Origin of the sequence: Flavobacterium sp. W22_SRS_FP1 (genome assembly GCF_052113685.1) — a bacterium.
Taxonomy (GTDB): Bacteria; Bacteroidota; Bacteroidia; order Flavobacteriales; family Flavobacteriaceae; genus Flavobacterium.
In genome coordinates this window covers 1-16,459 of sequence record NZ_JBGQOE010000005.1, presented here as the reverse complement: position 1 = coordinate 16,459, position 16,459 = coordinate 1, and the positions used below count along the sequence as shown (strand labels likewise).

The 16,459-nt window shown below is 34.8% G+C and carries 10 protein-coding genes; 7 read left to right on the top strand and 3 right to left on the bottom strand.

Features of this window, described 5'->3' with window-relative positions:
• Positions 1–223: 223 nt before the first annotated feature.
• Both ACEN2H_RS04360 and ACEN2H_RS04355 read right to left on the bottom strand, forming a co-directional pair.
• On the bottom strand, positions 224–556 hold the full coding sequence (locus ACEN2H_RS04360; RefSeq protein WP_441730766.1) for a hypothetical protein: 333 nt from the start codon (positions 554–556) through the stop codon (positions 224–226).
• Positions 557–2,061: 1,505 nt separating this feature from the next.
• Positions 2,062–2,784, bottom strand: coding sequence for an SDR family oxidoreductase (locus ACEN2H_RS04355; RefSeq protein WP_441730764.1), 723 nt, complete (start codon positions 2,782–2,784; stop codon positions 2,062–2,064).
• 720 nt (positions 2,785–3,504) lie between these two features.
• On the opposite strand from ACEN2H_RS04355, the gene sbcD reads away from it, so the two are divergent.
• The 3 genes from sbcD (at position 3,505) to trhA (ending at position 8,777) form a co-directional block, all read left to right on the top strand.
• Positions 3,505–4,722, top strand: coding sequence for an exonuclease subunit SbcD (gene sbcD, locus ACEN2H_RS04350; protein ID WP_441730762.1), 1,218 nt, complete (start codon positions 3,505–3,507; stop codon positions 4,720–4,722).
• A 23-nt stretch (positions 4,723–4,745) separates the two neighbouring features.
• On the top strand, positions 4,746–7,763 hold the full coding sequence (locus ACEN2H_RS04345; RefSeq protein ID WP_441730760.1) for an AAA family ATPase: 3,018 nt from the start codon (positions 4,746–4,748) through the stop codon (positions 7,761–7,763).
• Positions 7,764–8,129: 366 nt separating this feature from the next.
• Entirely contained in the window at positions 8,130–8,777 is a 648-nt protein-coding gene (gene trhA / locus ACEN2H_RS04340) for a PAQR family membrane homeostasis protein TrhA (RefSeq protein WP_441730758.1), read from the top strand.
• Between the two features lie 354 nt (positions 8,778–9,131).
• On the opposite strand, the gene ACEN2H_RS04335 is transcribed toward trhA, so the two are convergent.
• Complete coding sequence (locus tag ACEN2H_RS04335; protein ID WP_441730753.1) at positions 9,132–11,387, bottom strand: FUSC family membrane protein; 2,256 nt, start codon at positions 11,385–11,387, stop codon at positions 9,132–9,134.
• A 363-nt stretch (positions 11,388–11,750) separates the two neighbouring features.
• On the opposite strand from ACEN2H_RS04335, the gene ACEN2H_RS04330 reads away from it, so the two are divergent.
• From ACEN2H_RS04330 to ACEN2H_RS04315, 4 genes are all read left to right on the top strand, one after another.
• Positions 11,751–12,425, top strand: a complete 675-nt coding sequence (locus tag ACEN2H_RS04330; RefSeq protein WP_441730751.1) for an NAD(P)H-dependent oxidoreductase — start codon at positions 11,751–11,753, stop codon at positions 12,423–12,425.
• 337 nt (positions 12,426–12,762) lie between these two features.
• Positions 12,763–12,957 (top strand): hypothetical protein, encoded by a 195-nt coding sequence (locus ACEN2H_RS04325; protein ID WP_441730749.1) that lies wholly within the window; start codon positions 12,763–12,765, stop codon positions 12,955–12,957.
• Positions 12,958–13,401: 444 nt separating this feature from the next.
• Entirely contained in the window at positions 13,402–14,496 is a 1,095-nt protein-coding gene (locus tag ACEN2H_RS04320; RefSeq protein WP_441730747.1) for an alkene reductase, read from the top strand.
• A 49-nt stretch (positions 14,497–14,545) separates the two neighbouring features.
• On the top strand, positions 14,546–15,601 hold the full coding sequence (locus ACEN2H_RS04315) for an NAD(P)-dependent alcohol dehydrogenase (protein WP_441730745.1): 1,056 nt from the start codon (positions 14,546–14,548) through the stop codon (positions 15,599–15,601).
• Positions 15,602–16,459 lie beyond the last annotated feature (858 nt).

Sequence of the window (16,459 nt, the reverse complement as noted above, 5' to 3'; positions counted from 1 at the left end):
AAGTTGTGTGAGTAAATGCTATGCCTGAGGCTACCGCGCAGCAGAAGCTATGAAAATAAGTAGTGTAGTGGCAGAAGATCAAACGAAGTATTGCTGTGTTAATGAATTGATTAATTTGTATTCAAAAACAATTATATATTTAGATTAAAAAACAAAAAAGGAATTGCTTTGCTGCAATTCCTTTTTATTTAGCTAGTATTTTATTTTTAGTTCAACAATAAAATTAGAGTAACAATAACAGCATAAATGAGAGTATTGCGATTGACCCCACCAAAAGCATCGTGTCTAAAACAGAAGTGCCTTTAGAAAATGTTGTCTTGTCTTGATGAGAAATTTCAGCTATGAAATCATCTGGAAATAAGATTTTTACTAATTTGTTATTTGGATCACTCTTAATAATTTTATCTTTTAATTTTATAGCAGTTCGAGAATTACTTTCAGCGATGCCATACAATTTACCATCCTCTTTTTGTAAACTTTCAAACTTGTACGTTTCATTAGTAGTAGTTTTAATTTTTATATTTCTTTGAAATTCAATTGCTTCATCACTTGTCATTGATTTAGTTTGATGAACTTTACAGCTTTGAAGCAACGATACACTTAATAATAAGATTATGAAGTGTAAATGGAATTTTGATTTTTTCATAATTAGATTTAGTTATTACTATTTTGTAGTCGAGTAAGGCAATAAAAACCTTTAATTACCCTTAAAATTAGGTAAAATCAATCTAATTACTTAGTGATAAGTTGTGTTTTTTTAGTGACCTATTCCTTTTGTCTAAAAACTGAAGAACTGTTGCTGTAGTAAGCGCAGCAATAATGTAATAACGTATGGTCCAGATTTATGTCGTGAATTTTTTAGCCGCTGAAGTATTATATAATTCTATTTTACTTGGAATAGGGAAGGTGTCATATCGATCCAAAAAGACCCGAAGAAACTGCTTTAGTGCGCAATTCATTACCTTCCTTACTAATCAAACTATAGTAGGTGGCATTACTTGTTATATTGGCTAATCCAGACTAAAAAATACATTTTGTATCTTCAATAAGTATAGTTAGAAATAGTGCATCACCAAGACCTGATAAAAAGTTGTTCTTCTTGATGATTTATATTTTTTTTTGAGAATCAAAAATTGATCAATACTTGTTCCATTGCTGTGTGACTGATCTTTGCATAAAGCAGAGACGTAGAGTTTGTTGTAAGTACGAACGGATGGAAAATACTTACCTCGTTACAGTTACTTCGACAACCTGACAACCCGTGACCTTCGTTTGAACAAGTAGCGATTCAATTTATATTCAGTTGACTTCTAGAAGTAAACTGAATTTAAATACAATTTGTCTATGTTTTCCTTTCTATTTATAAAAAGTAATCATTCAAATTGTGTAAAAATCTAAGTTACAAATTTATAGGAGAATAATTACTTTAATTTATGTAAAATAAAGAATTGTTTGTGTTACTTCAAGGAATAACGCTTTGTATTTATATAAAATGACATCCTTATCTAAAAGAGCAATTCTTTTCATCACACTTATTATTAAATTTTGTGTTTAAAAAAAACAGCTTAAAATAAATTAAAATGTGCTTTCATGCCAAACAAACTAAGTTTCCTAAAGAATTATAATGCCGCTTTAAAGCAAAAATTAAAGATTTGGATAAACGACAACCTTCCTTCAAACACCAATTATTATTGATAAATATCCAGTTGAAATTTGTCATTATAATTGAGGTTTAATACCATCATGGGCCAAGGACAAAGAAATAAGAAAGTACACTTTGACTGCCAAAATTGAAACAGGAGATGAGAACCCTTCATTTTGAAATTGAGCCAACAATAGATGCTTGGTTATAGCTCTTAGGTATTACGAATGCCAATAGTTTCTTTTAGCATCTGCATTTTTTGTTCTACCGAGTAGAACTTTGCTGTCTTTTCACTATAATTACTCCAATACCAGATTTGGTTTCATTTCCCTTTTTTTTAATCGTCAAGGTTTTGCAATATATTTTTTAGATTGTCTTTGTTGTATCAGGTTTTAAGTGGATAAAAAAGAGTCCGTAATTTAGGGATTCATTTTGTTGAAAGTTTCATGGATTACATCTGGAGCTGCTTTTGACATTATTTCACTAAAGCCAAAGGTTAATTCTGTTTTTCCTTCTTTCATTTGCTGGAATACTGCATTTACAAAATCAGAGACTTCTGGCTGGCCATCATGTATTCCTTTGCCACCAAGGTCTGTATTTAGTGCCGGTGGTATCATTTCGATTACTTCAATATTCTTTGACTTTAGCATGTGCCTTAAGGACAGTGTAAAGGAATGGAAAAAGGCTTTTGTGGCGCAGTAGGCAGGCACTTTTGATAGTTGAACAAATGCTAAGCCTGATGTTACGTTGATAATCGTGTCTAGGGACTTTAAATTTATAAAGAGTGTTGTTAAGTGGACGGGAGCAATAACATTTGTATTAATTTCATTTGTTGCTTTTTGGTAAAAGTCAGTATCTGAAATCGACATCCAATTTTGAATGCCTGCATTATTTACCAGAACATTTAAGTCAGAATGATTTTCAGCAACCCAATTGTAAAGATCAATACGTTCCTTTTCAACGGATAAATCACACTCTTTGGTAATGACTGTTGGAAATTTGTTCTTTACTTCTTTTAATATTGCTTCTCGTCTGCCGCAGATGATTACTGTATTGTTTTCTTGAATAAAGCGCTCGGTAAGCCCTAAGCCAATACCACTTGCTCCTCCTGTAATTAGAATCTTGTTGTTTGTTAACTTCATGATAATTGTTTCTTTTATAAATACTCAATGGTTGTCGGACAATAATCAGCGCTTTGAATTTCGTTCTGCTAAAATTATCGCAACGCAACTTCATCTGAGTCGTTTTGTTTGTCTTGTTTTTATGCTATGCTAAAGTAGGAATAATTACCTTCAAATTGTAAAAATGACTTTTTAATGCTGCGATCGTTTGACTAATAATATGTTGCTTGTGAATTAGACGTTTGATCGTGCTTTTTTAGCTAGATAAAACAAAGTCTGTTTGCTTTGTCAATAGTACATATGTTCAGAGTAAGTACCACTGTTGCTTAGGTGCAACATAAAATGGTAAGAATTAGGGGGGCAGCTGTGCAAAGAAAACTGCTATTTTACGTAAAACCATAAAGTTTTTCTCTTTTTAAAGTTTATGTTTACTGTGATTTCATCGTTGGCAAATGAAATCCCTTTGATATTAAGGAATCGTAGAAAAAAATGTCAGCATTCCCGTTGAATATCATTAAAAGTGGGTATTGCGCAGGCCTATTTTAAGTCACATATTTGACGGTTGGATTATCGAGCGAAGTATTTGTGATTAGCCTGTGGTATGCAGAAACTTTAAAAATAGTTTTCGAATATTTATTACAAAAAGATAGCTAGTACAGCAAAGTGAAACATGCTAAAAGATAAACGATTTTCATAAGACAGCAATTATGTCAGTAATTGCATAAATATAACAACTAAGAGATGAGTATTAAGATTTTACATACTGCCGATTGGCACATTGGTAAGCAGTTACTGAAAATTGATTTTGCAGAGGATATGAATCTCTTTTTTGATTGGTTGATCAAATGTATTGAGGAGAATAATATAAATGTATTATTGATGTCGGGGGATTTGTTTGATCAGGCAAATCCGTCACAGATGGCAATGAAGCAGTACTACTATTTTTTAAAACAATTGCTGCCCTTAAAATGCAAGGTTGTCTTAACTGGTGGGAATCACGATTCTCCCCATGTTATCAATGCTCCAAAAGAACTTTTGGAAATCCTAGACATTAAAGTCGTAGGAGGTGTTCCTGAGACAATTTCTGAATTGTTCGTCGAAATCGAAATGGAGGGCCAAAAAGTGGTTGTTGCCGCAGTTCCTTTTTTACGGGATAAAGATATTCGTAATGTAGCTCCCGGAGAATCTTATGACGACAAAATTGAACTCATCAGACATGGAATTGCCACGTATTTTAGTGAAGTAAATGAATATTATACTGCCAATCACAATGGTGTTCCATTTATTGTTATGGCACATTTGTATGCTCAGGGTGCTTCTGTATCAGAAAGTGAACGCGAAATTCAAATTGGAAACCAGGCGGGTGTTGAATCTGCAATTTTTGGAGACGAACCTGATTATGTCGCTTTAGGACATATCCACAGACCGCAAATTGTAGGAAAATCTCATATCAGATACAGCGGTTCGCCAATCGCATTGAGTTTCAGCGAAAAAGAAGACCGTAAAGAAGTTACTATTTTAGAATTGGAAGGAAATAATTTTAATATTTCTTCGCTTCCAATACCAAAGTTCAGAAAGTTGATATCTATCAAGGGGACAGTTGAAGAAGTAAAAAAAGTAATTTCAAACTACAGATCAGAATCCCCGTTAATCGATTTGGCCGAAGTCCTGATTGAAGAGGAAAATGAGAATATTGAACACATTAGAACATTGGAGGAATTACTGACCACCGAACCGCTAAATGGACTACAGATTTTAAAGGGCAGTATAATATTCAAGAATGAGATTGCTGGAACTTCAAAATTACTGACAAAAGGAGAAGACATTAATGATTTTTCACCAGTGCAATTGTTCGAAAAGCGCTTGGAGCAGGATGCCTCCATAGAAAGCAGCCAGGATTTTGTAAATGCCTTTAAGGAAATAATGGAATCTTTGCAATCCTCGGATTCGATCGATTAATAGCCCACCAATAAAACCGTCCTATGAAAATTTGTAAAATAAAATTTAAAAATATACACGCCCTGAAAGGGGAGCATACCATCGATTTTGAAAATGGCGTTCTCGGGGAAGCGGGGCTTTTTGTGATTACGGGCGCGACTGGAACTGGTAAATCAACCATCTTGGATGTGATCACTTTGGCTTTGTACAATAAAATTCCCAGAATAGAAAAATCAATTACTGAAAAAGTGATTGAGGAGGAAGGAGTTGTGCTGACTAAAAATGCCCTGGATTGTTATGCGGAAGTGGAGTATGCGGTTAAGGGCAAGAGATACCTGTCTTCCTGGTCCATTCGCAGAACCAGAACGGGCTCGTTAGACAAAAGAAAACAAGAATTGACGGAAGTTTCAACGGGCAAAATTTTGGTTTCGGGCGTAAACGAGGTGGTAAGTGAAAACGAACGCATCATCGGTCTGAATTACAATCAGTTTGTACAATCGATGATTCTTGCCCAAGGTCAGTTTTCCAAATTACTTTTGGCTAAAAAAGATGACCGAAATGCGCTTCTGGAAGAGATAACGGGATCTTCCATTTATCGAAAAATAGGTAGGGCAGTATTCCAAAGATTCAGGGGAGTGGAAGAGGCCGTAAAAACCCAACAGATTAAAATGGGGGAAACGGTTTTGTTGGCTGCTGAAGTTTTAAAAGAGATCAAAGATGATATAGTAGATAAAAAGCCTTTGTTTATTGCTAATGAGGCAAAATTAAAGGAACTCGAAAGTAAAAAAGCACTGAAAGAAAGTATCCTTAAAAACAACCAAAGAAGAGAGATAAACCAAACCGAATGGAGCACTTTTTTGACGGATAAAAAAGAAGTTGCAACTCAGGAAAGACAACTGGAAGTCCATGATAAGCTTGTGGTTTTTAAAGACCAAATGCTTCAGATAGAACAGGCAGATAAAACGGTAGTAGAACTTTCCGCGCAAGTAGAAAAAGGAAAACTACGTGCATTAGATTTTGAAACGACAAAAAAGGAGTTGATTAAGGTAGCCTGTGAATTGACAGCCAAAGAAGTGACTGAAGATAAACTAGAGTTTTTACTCGAGGAGTTCAGGAAAAAAGTAGTTTCTCTGCAGGAATCAGAAAAGGAAAAATTGAATGAAGCCAGGCTGGAAGCACAGCGCATTAAGGACAAGTTGCAGCAACTTAAAGGCTACGGAATAACTTTAATGGAAAACGAAAACCTGCCGCTGCAAATTGAACAGGAATTAAAAATTATTGAAGCTGAGGTAACACTTAAAGGGCTCTCGACCATTGATGCCGTTCGCGAAAAAAAGGACGAGCTTTCAAAATTGGTTTTGCCCGCCAATCAATTGATTGGCGAGCGAAAATTATATGATGAAAAAAATAGGGGGATAGCGGAATTAAAAACGAAAATAAAGAAGGAATTCACCGAAATCGGTGGTTTTATCGCAAGCGAAAAACTCCAAAAAGTGGAACTAGAAAATCTTCTTCCAATAGTTGAAAAAGCAAAGTCGGAGTTGGAAGACTGGAAGCAACGTAAAAGTCTTGATCAACATCGTTCTGAGCTTGAACCCGGCGAGCCTTGTCCGTTATGCGGATCTGAAAACCATCCCTATGCAGAAAGTGTTGAAGATGTTTTGGTTAGCAGCTTGCAGGAAAAAGCGGATGAACTCAGCAAAAAATTAGAAGAGTTAAAATCAACTTTGGTTCAAACCGAAGCAAAGAAAGCAGGTTTGCAAGCCAGTAATTTAAAGGACGAATTTGACTTGGAAAAAAGGGAAGTAGCTTTTAAGGTTTTAGAAAATGATATCGCGAAATTGTGTTCACAATTGAATTGGAATAAAGAAGATACGCTTGAAAAATGGCAATCCGAGTTTACAGCATTACAGCTAGAGCAGACAGAATTAGAAAAATTAGAGAAATACATACGGGCCAAAGTGGTATTGAACGAAATTGAAGTCCTAAACGTGAGTTATTCCATTTTGAAAAAGGCTTATTTTCAAGCAAAGGAAACGCTAGTATCTGTTTATAACAAGAATGATATTAATACGGCTGTTAGTGATTTGAACAGTAAATTCAGCGTATGCCGTTCGGAAATCAACGGACTGAGGACACAGCTTGTCGAATTTACAGCCAGTAGAACCAAAACTTCAGATTTAAAAGAGCAATTATTAGCCGTTCTTATACCTGAACTTCAAAAAAAGGAGATTGATTCATTGGTAATGTTAAAATCAAAAATACTGGAGGAATCTACTGCAAACCAAATTCGTAAAAAGCTACAAATACTTAAGAACAACGAGATCCGACTGCAGACTAATCTTAAGGCAATTGATGAAGCTTTGGCCGAAGAAGAACGATTAAATGATACTTCGGTTACGCTGGATGAACTAAAGGAAGTACTGCCGAAACTTGTACAAGAATTGACTGAACTTCAAAAACACATTTGGGACCAAGAGAAGCGAATTGAAATTGACACACAAAATAGAGCGAAGCAAAAGAGTAGTCAGGAACTTCTGGATGCTTTAACTAAAGATTTGTCTCTTTGGAATAAAATGAATATGCTTATTGGAGACGCTATGGGTAAAAAGTTTTCCAACTTTGTACAGGACTTAACATTGAGACAGTTACTTGAATATGGTAACCAGCGTCTCAGAGGGTTTTCAGACCGCTATTTATTGGATGTTGCCAATGATTCTGATGGTTTAAAAGTGATTGATACGTATATGGGAAATACCAAACGTTCTGTATCTTCTTTGTCAGGGGGAGAAACCTTTAAATTAAGCCTAGCATTGGCTTTCGGATTATCCGATTTGGCGGCGCGAAATGTTGAAATTGAGTCGTTATTTATTGATGAGGGTTTTGGCTCTTTAGATCCAGAATCATTAGATCAGGCGATAAGCATACTCGAGAACATGCAAAATGAAAGTAACAAATCAATTGGTATCATATCACATGTTGGAGAATTGAAGGACCGTATTGCTTCGAAAATCAAATTAGTTCGAACCGGGGCTGGTTACAGTACGATTGAAATAGAATAGCTGACTAAACATAAAGTACCGATCAACTAAAACTCACAATAAAAGAACAATTATATTATCATAAAATGTGACAACATCTCTTTGTAATATAAAAGTAGCAATAGAAAGTCAACTATGATATTTCAGGGCTATTAAATCAACTAAAGACGAAAAAGTAAATTGTTCAATATGTTGGAGATGGAAGTTAAAGTCACTAAGGGAAATAAACCATACGAAAGGATTCATCCGAGAGTTGGGGACCTCTTGGAAGTAGAATAGATAGGAAGTAAATGGTAAATTATATAGCCATTAAGACTAAGTTAGGATTAGATTTGAGTAATTTTACCAAAAGGGGGGTAAAACAATACGCCTTATCAAATCAATTTTATGCAAACTCAAAATTCAAATATACGAATCAGGCAAGAACTCGTAAACAGTATCGTACATGGTTTTGGAATTATTTTTGGTATAGTAAGTATTCCTATTTTAATCGCCTTTGCTATTAAAAGTGATAATACTTCTGGCATTATCGGAGCGGCTATATATGGATTTTGTTTTTTACAACTTTTTACTTTTTCTACACTCTACCACGGAATCCAGCACGCTCAGGCAAAGCGCACACTTGAAATTCTTGATCACATCAGTATTTATTTCTTGATAGCAGGTACTTACACTCCGTTTTTACTAATGTATATGCCTAATTCTTTTGGTATAAGCTTGCTATCGGTTTTGTGGGGTCTTACCGTGTTGGGTATCATTTATAAGATTTTTTTTATAGGAAAATGGAAGATTTTATCTACAATAATTTATATAGGAATGGGTTTGATTATGGTTGTTGGCGGACGTACTTTCTTTGAAAGTATTCCTACTAATATCCTCACAATGATCTTAATTGGAGCCGGACTTTACCTTATAGGTGTTGTTTTTTACTTATGGAAGAAATATCTGTACAACCATGCTGTCTGGCACTTTTTTGTGCTCGCAGCTGCTGTTTGTCATTACGTGGCCATTTTAATGGCGGTTGCGTCCAATTGAGTCTAAAATGAATTCGATTTGTCAGAAAACAAAAAAGCCAAGCTTAATGGTGGCAATGAAGAGGTTAATTGTAAACATAAACCAATTGATATTCGATTAAAAGGAAGTTCGAATTCCGAAATAGGATAAACCAAATAGTAGAAAGCGGCAGTAATAAGAAATAGCTATCTTATAAATCGGGAGTTGTTTTTTTTCGTCTTTAGGTAATTCAAGTTGTCAAATAAGATGACGACTGAATGCAATTAAAGTAGATAAAAGATGATGTTGACAACTGTCAAATTCAGTTCGTGAGGAAGTGCTGTCGTAGTACTTACAGTCAGGTTGGGAATTACTGACTAAAACCCAATAGAATTGCTACTCCTCCTCTATAATAGCTGAACGATAGCGTTCCGTTGTCTTTTGTAGGTTTTCTGAAAGGGATTTTAACCAGGTCATGTGATTGGCAATCAAATAAGCTTCCTGAAGACCATGAAGCGTTTCGGTATCTAATTCGGTGTGGCCTAATCTGATATTTTCATCTCGCAAATTTGATAATTGTTGGTATTTACCCATCAACTTTTCCTCTGCATCTTCGGCAGGTTCTTTAGCGACTTTTTTCTTTATTTGAGTATCGTCTAAACTGTCGAATGACATCTGTAGCGTATTGGAGATTTTTTTGATTAGCACATTAAATTCTATAGAAGCAGGAGTGGTTTGATGATTACTGATAAAATTACCGATGGATGCGATAGCAGAAACCATTGTCTGGTTAAGCGTCACAATTTCATAAATCAGTTGAAATTCTTTCTGTTTCGATTTTGGGTCTTGGGTTAATCGCTGGAAGGCAGCATTTAAATTACTAATAGCAAGAAAGGCTTCTTTCCTTGCTAAACTATAGGATACTTTGTTTTTTGAAGGATTTTGATACAGCTCTTGTGTTGCTAAAAGATATTCTTTGTTCCTTTTTAAAGCGTTCAAAAGTACCTGTTTTAGATTATTGGCTTCCCAACTTGGCAAAAGTATATAATTTGCAACGACAGCAATAGTGGCTCCAATGACAGTGTCGATGACGCGGTATTGAATCACTTCAAATGCATCAGGATTGATTAAGGAATACACAAAGATGATACTAATGGTTATTAATGCGGCGGCAAACTTATAATTCTGCTGAATCAATGCAAATGCGAATACCAATGAAACAAATGCCAATACTGCATAAACCACTACATTTTGGGTAAGCAGTACAATACCAACAGCAATAGCCGCGCCAATGAGTGTACCGATGATACGATCTTTGGATCGCTCTTTGGTTAGACCATAGCTAGGTCGCATAATAACAATGACGGTCAGCAAAATCCAATAGGTGTTTTGGATGTCAAAAAGAAAGCCCAACAGATAGGCAAATATTACCGCAATGGTAAGGCGCAATGAATGTCTAAACATAGTGGAATCCAAACTGAAATTTTCAATAAGGACATTCAGCCTGTATTCGTGGAGCGTTAAAAACTGACTCGAATCTTGTCTTTTTAAGGACACTTTGGAAGCCTCTTTTACATTGGCCATTACACGTCTAATAACTCTGATTTCTTGTAGCAGTTGCTCCTGGTAATCATATAGATTTTTTAATACTAAAGCACCTTCACGCGCTTCAGGTAATTTGACGGTATCGACGTAATTTTTGATAGACTCGTTCGCTTCTGCTAATGCACTTAATAGACTATCTTTATTTGGTATTTTATCCTTTTGAATCAATAATTCAGACAAACGGATGAGGTGGTTGCCCATGATTTTACTCAGATTTTTGGAAGCTCTTAGAAATTCTTTGTGCTCGCCAAAAATAGTATCGATCATTTTATAATCCAAATGTTTAGCCTCTATCAATTCGAAGATATTAATAGAAGAGAGTAAGATTAATAGTTGCTTTTCTTCATAATGTGAACGTCCGGAACGTTTACGTGCGGTAAGCAGTGTCTCTCGGAGTGTTTCCTGCTTTTCGTTTATTTGATTTTGCAGGACTAAGCTTTGTTTAAGGTATTCGTCGCGCTCGGTTTTCTTTGTTAATAATTTAGCTCGTATTTTTAGGTATTCACCAATAAGGAGAAGCGTATCTGACAAGAGCTGATTTTGATCTTTTACAGGCGCGAGTTTTTGAAAAACATAGGATACGACTAAATACCAAAGACCTCCAACTCCCATTAAGGCAACTTGAACTAAAATATCATAGGCTGTTTCTTTTTGAATGGCAATTGCTATTACCATTGACAACAAGCCAGAAAAGGACACTAAAGAGGCTCTAAAACCATAAACTGAAAGCAGCGATACAGCAAACGTAATAATTGTAAGTGCCACCAATAATAGGGGTAGGAAAGGTTTTGAAAATAGGATTACAGTAGTAATAATCATTGTTAATCCAATACTGACTAAAATGGCATTGACTTTACGCTTGGTGCTGCCTGGAATGTCGCCTGGCGCATTTAAAAAAGCACCGATAACAACAGCTGGAGCATATTCAAAATACCCTAAAAGATACAACACTGCAAGGGGTACGGCAATCCCAAATCCAATACGAATTCCTCGGTCAAAGCTTGAGCTCTTTAAAAATAATTCTAATTGTTTGAGTTTCTCTTTCAAGCAGGTTTCTAATTTTATTCTAAAGGTAGAATATTTGTGGTGAAGTATGGTCTAGTTAATAGATTTAAAAGAATTGCGGAATGTGAATTAGCTGTATAAAACCTATTGGAAGTCGACTGATTTCGCATATTATTGCCAATATCCAGCTCGGCTGCACTGTTTTTTTGAGGAAGTTCACTTTTCTCTTTGCACTACAAAAAAAGAAATAGAAAGTCCACGTTATTTAGGACTACAAACGTATGAGTCAAACTCAAAAGGTACTTAGTTAGTAAAATATTAAATCTCTTTTACTTGATTTAGGTCAAGTAGGTTTCTGCGAGAGTATTGTAAATTTGCAGCCATTAAAAATTTATAAAACAGAATATGAGCACACCTAACATAGCAAAAGAAGACATTATCAATGCATTTCAATTTAGACATGCCACCAAAGAGTTTGACGCTACTAAAATTATTTCAGATGAAAACATGGAATTTATTTTAGAAACCGCACATTTATCGCCAAGTTCTTTTGGTTTTGAACCTTGGCATTTTATTGTTGTACAAGATAAAGAGTTGCGTGAATTGATAAAACCAGTAGCTTGGGGAGCCCCAGCAAAATTAGATACTGCAAGTCATTTTGTATTAGGTTTGTCTATGAAAGCACCAATGGTGAAATACGATGCTGATTATATCATGTCGATGATGAAAGACGTCAAACAATGGCCAACAGAGACTATAGAAATGTATACTAAATTCTACAGAGAATTTCAAGAGAATGACTTTGATTTAGATACGGATAAAAAATTATTCGATTGGTCATCAAAGCAAACCTACATTGCTTTGGGAAATATGATGACATCAGCCGCTCTAGTAGGTATTGATAGCTGCCCTATTGAAGGTTTTCATCAAGAAAAAGCAGAAGCTTTATTGAGAGAAAAGTTTGGTGTTGACACAGACAAATACGGTTTGTCCTTTATGGTTGCTTTTGGTTACAGAAAAGCAGATCCAGCAAATCCTAAATCAAGAAGAAATACAGAAGATATTATCACTTGGATGTAATTTCTAACTGTTTACTTTTAGTCCAAAATATAATTAATGGTTCCAAAGTGTCACAACTTTGGAACCATTTTTAATATAAATATAAAAAGGAAAGCGATAGGATCTAAAGAAAATGTTCCGCTAGAAGCTATTAAACCATAACTTTGTTAACCGCTGGCGATAAATATTTAAAATAGTGGAATAGCCCTTTTAATGAGATTTTTCTTCTTAACTGATCAATTTTAGATACAAAATTACTTGAAACAAATAAAAATTATCAGAAAAGAACAATAACAACTAATGGATAACTCCGTTTCATCTATTTTGTAATAGTAAGCTAAAATCAAAACCGAAATAAATGAATAGAGGAGGCAGAGCTGTTGATTTAATTTCGGTTCAGGATTTTAACGGCAACCCAATCGATCTTGCAAAAGAGTACCAAAGGAAACCTATTTTGGACATACTCTATAACAACGAATTTAGGATGTACTGGACGAGCGATTCCTTTTACATATCGATTACAGAAAGAAAATGTAGGTGCAAAAGTAGGTAGTATTTACAGCAACTTCACTAATACAAAAGTTGCCGAAAATGATATTAAGAGCATTTTTACAAAAACAGATCTTTTTTTTCAATTTTTCTAGATGAAGGACATTTGGTTTATAACCCATTTGATTCAGAAGAAACTCCGCAATGGCTTTTAATCACAAAGACAGAATAAGATTTAGCCCAATATTTGACTCTCAAGAAGGGGCATAAAATCGATCGTGCTTCGTACTTGAGCAAATGGCTTAAAAACACTTTCAGGAATAGTGCCCTTTGTCTTGGAACAAGCTATTCATTTTAAGCTAGAATAGGTAGAAACTATTTAAGAGTTACTCCAGAAAACTTGAGTAGAGTTAGGAAAACAGTTAAATCCATCTTAATTGATATAGGTCAATGATATTCGTGCTACAGTAATGTAAATTTGTATAAATTAATATTTATAAAAAACAATATGAGCAAGCAACATTTATTAACACCATATAACAAAAATATAAACCTAAATAACAGAGTTGTCATGGCGCCTATGACACGTGGTAGAGCAGATAATGAAGGCAATGTTGCCACAGATGAGCTACATGGCTTGTATTACGAGCAACGTGCATCAGCAGGTTTAATTATTACAGAAGGCTCTCAAGTGTCTAGTGATGCTGTAGGTTATATCAATACAGCTGGTATCTATACAGATGAGCAAGTAGAAGGTTGGAAAAAAGTAACCAAACGTGTACATGATAAAGGAGGGAAAATCTTTATCCAATTGTGGCATGTAGGACGTATGTCTCATCCTGATTTTCATAATGGAGCATTACCATTATCCGCTTCAGCTATAAATCCTAACGATAAAGCATTTACCCCTGAAGGATTTAAAATTACTGTTACGCCAAGAGAAATGTCTGTTGAAGATATTAAAACTACGGTACAAGATTTTAAAAAGTCAGCTGCAAATGCGGTAAAAGCGGGTTTTGATGGAGTAGAGATACATTCCTCTAATGGCTATTTGTTTCAGCAGTTCTTTAACGGAACGTCTAATCACCGTACAGATGAGTATGGTGGAAGTATTGAAAACAAAGCCCGTATATTTTTTGAAGTTCTAGACGCGATCAAAGAAGTTATTCCGCAGGAAAAAATTGGAGCCCGATTTAATCCATCATTAAACGGTCCATTCGGAACGACCATGGATGAAGAAACAATCCCAACGTTTGAATACATTATTAAAAAATTGAATGATTATAATTTAGCATATGTGCATCTTTCTGAACCTTTTACAGACGTTTCAGAAATACCTTATGCTGTGACACAAATTGCTAAACATTTCCGTCCTTTATATAACGGAACATTAATGATTAACTCGGCATTTGATCAGGAAAAAGGAAATAAAGTAATTGAAGACGGATATGCTGATTTAGTAGCCTACGGTAAGCCGTACATCTCTAATCCAGACTTAGTAGAACGTTTTGAAAATAACTTAGATTTAGCAGAATGGGATCAAAACACATTCTACGCAGGAGGAGCAGAAGGGTATACAGATTATCCAGCAGCTTCTAAATAAATAGTAATACAGAAATCGAATTAATAGTAACTTTAAAAACAACATAACAATGGCGACTACAACAGTAAAAGCTTATGGTACGACAGCACCAACAGAAGATTTAAAACCTTTAGATATTGAAAGAAGAGCTGTAGGAACAGATGACGTAAAAATTGATATCACTTATAGTGGTGTTTGTCACAGTGATATACATACGGCAAGAAATGAATGGAATGGATCAACCTATCCTGTAGTACCTGGGCATGAGATCATTGGTCGAGTAGTTGAGGTAGGAAATGGTGTTAGTAGCCATAAAGTAGGTGATTTAGTTGGAGTAGGTTGTATGGTAGACTCTTGCCAGACATGTTCTTCTTGTCAGAAAGATTTAGAACAATTTTGCGAAAATGGAGCAACATTTACTTACAACAGTCCAGACAAACATCTTGAAGGCAAACAAACTTACGGAGGTTATTCAACGTCAGTAGTTGTTGATGAAAAATTTGTACTACGCATTCCAGAAAATTTAGACGAGGCAGCAACAGCACCGCTATTATGCGCAGGAGTTACTACTTGGTCACCGTTACGTCATTGGAACGTAAAAAAAGGAGATAAAGTAGGAGTAGTAGGTTTAGGAGGATTAGGTCATATGGGTGTTAAATTTGCCAATGCCTTAGGCGCACATGTGGTTATGATTACAACATCTCCAGAAAAAGGAAAAGATGCTACACGTTTAGGTGCTCATGAAGTTTTAGTGTCGAAAGATGAAGACGACATGAAAAAACACCAAAATAGTTTTGATTTCATTTTAAATACTATTCCTGTAGGGCATGAGATGGATCCTTATTTAGGGCTACTTAAAATTGATGCAACAATGGTTTTAGTTGGTGCAGTAGAGCCGTTAAAGCCATTTCATGGAGGAAATATCATTTTCGGACGTAAGCGTATTGCTGGTTCTTTAATTGGAGGTATTAAAGAAACACAAGAGATGTTAGATTTCTGTGGTGAGCATAATATTACTAGTGATATTGAACTTATCAATATGCAAGATATTAACACAGCTTATGATCGTGTTACAAAAAATGATGTTAAATACAGATTTGTAATTGACATGAAATCGCTTAAATAAAAACGATTTTTAAAGCGTATTAAAAAAACAGCATCTAAAAGTACTTTTAGATGCTGTTTTTATTTGCAGTAAACAACCGAGTTAAATTAAGTTCCATTTCTTTTTCTTAAAATGGGTCAGATTTACAGCCTATAAATTTATGTTGATACATTGCTTACTCTTCTACCATTTCGCTCCTTATTTGCTTTATGGTAAGGGGGGAACTTCCATCATGGCTCCAACCAGAAGGGCCAAAAGCATGCATGAACTCGTCATGTCAATTGTTTCATTTTTTCGTGTCTTCCCAAATATTTTTTATTCGTGGGCTAAAATAACAAACAGCTTATAAGGGATATCGTCATCATTATAATAATATTTTTCGGTAAGGAAATTTATGAGGGTTCCATATTCAGTTTTGTTATTGAAATGCATTTTCAATTTATTGTTGATGCAAGTAAATCGATAGGAAATTTTTTTACGGATAATTTATGTGATTCCATTTTTATTTTAAAGTTAATAAAAAATAAAAGGAATTGATTGTAGAGATATTTTGTATAAAAAAACCTAGCGCCTTTTTATAAGATTTAGGGCAATTCACTCGCGCAGAAAACAGTTCAATTGAGTTATTCGAGAGCTAATATCTCAGAACTATCCAGAGAATTAGGTAAAGATGTTCTTTAGTTATTCGCTTCAAGCCAATGGATTTGATGCTTTACAAAACTATATTTTAAAGGCTATTAATGCGGGCGCCAACAAATTAGAAACTCTATCTTTTGGAACATTTAAATCAATATATTTCTTTAAAACTAGATTCAATTAGTTAATGCAACTCTCAGGAAAAGGGATAGGATAATTTTTTCAAAAGAAAGGACATTAAAG

Excerpts from the sequence above, each read along its gene's own strand:
- ACEN2H_RS04360 (WP_441730766.1), bottom strand. The coding sequence starts at position 556 with ATGACAAGTGATGAAGCAATTGAATTTCAAAGAAATATAAAAATTAAA.
- ACEN2H_RS04355 (WP_441730764.1), bottom strand. The coding sequence starts at position 2,784 with ATGAAGTTAACAAACAACAAGATTCTAATTACAGGAGGAGCAAGTGGT.
- sbcD (WP_441730762.1), top strand. The coding sequence starts at position 3,505 with ATGAGTATTAAGATTTTACATACTGCCGATTGGCACATTGGTAAGCAG.
- ACEN2H_RS04345 (WP_441730760.1), top strand. The coding sequence starts at position 4,746 with ATGAAAATTTGTAAAATAAAATTTAAAAATATACACGCCCTGAAAGGG.
- trhA (WP_441730758.1), top strand. The coding sequence starts at position 8,130 with ATGCAAACTCAAAATTCAAATATACGAATCAGGCAAGAACTCGTAAAC.
- ACEN2H_RS04330 (WP_441730751.1), top strand. The coding sequence starts at position 11,751 with ATGAGCACACCTAACATAGCAAAAGAAGACATTATCAATGCATTTCAA.
- ACEN2H_RS04325 (WP_441730749.1), top strand. The coding sequence starts at position 12,763 with ATGAATAGAGGAGGCAGAGCTGTTGATTTAATTTCGGTTCAGGATTTT.
- ACEN2H_RS04320 (WP_441730747.1), top strand. The coding sequence starts at position 13,402 with ATGAGCAAGCAACATTTATTAACACCATATAACAAAAATATAAACCTA.
- ACEN2H_RS04315 (WP_441730745.1), top strand. The coding sequence starts at position 14,546 with ATGGCGACTACAACAGTAAAAGCTTATGGTACGACAGCACCAACAGAA.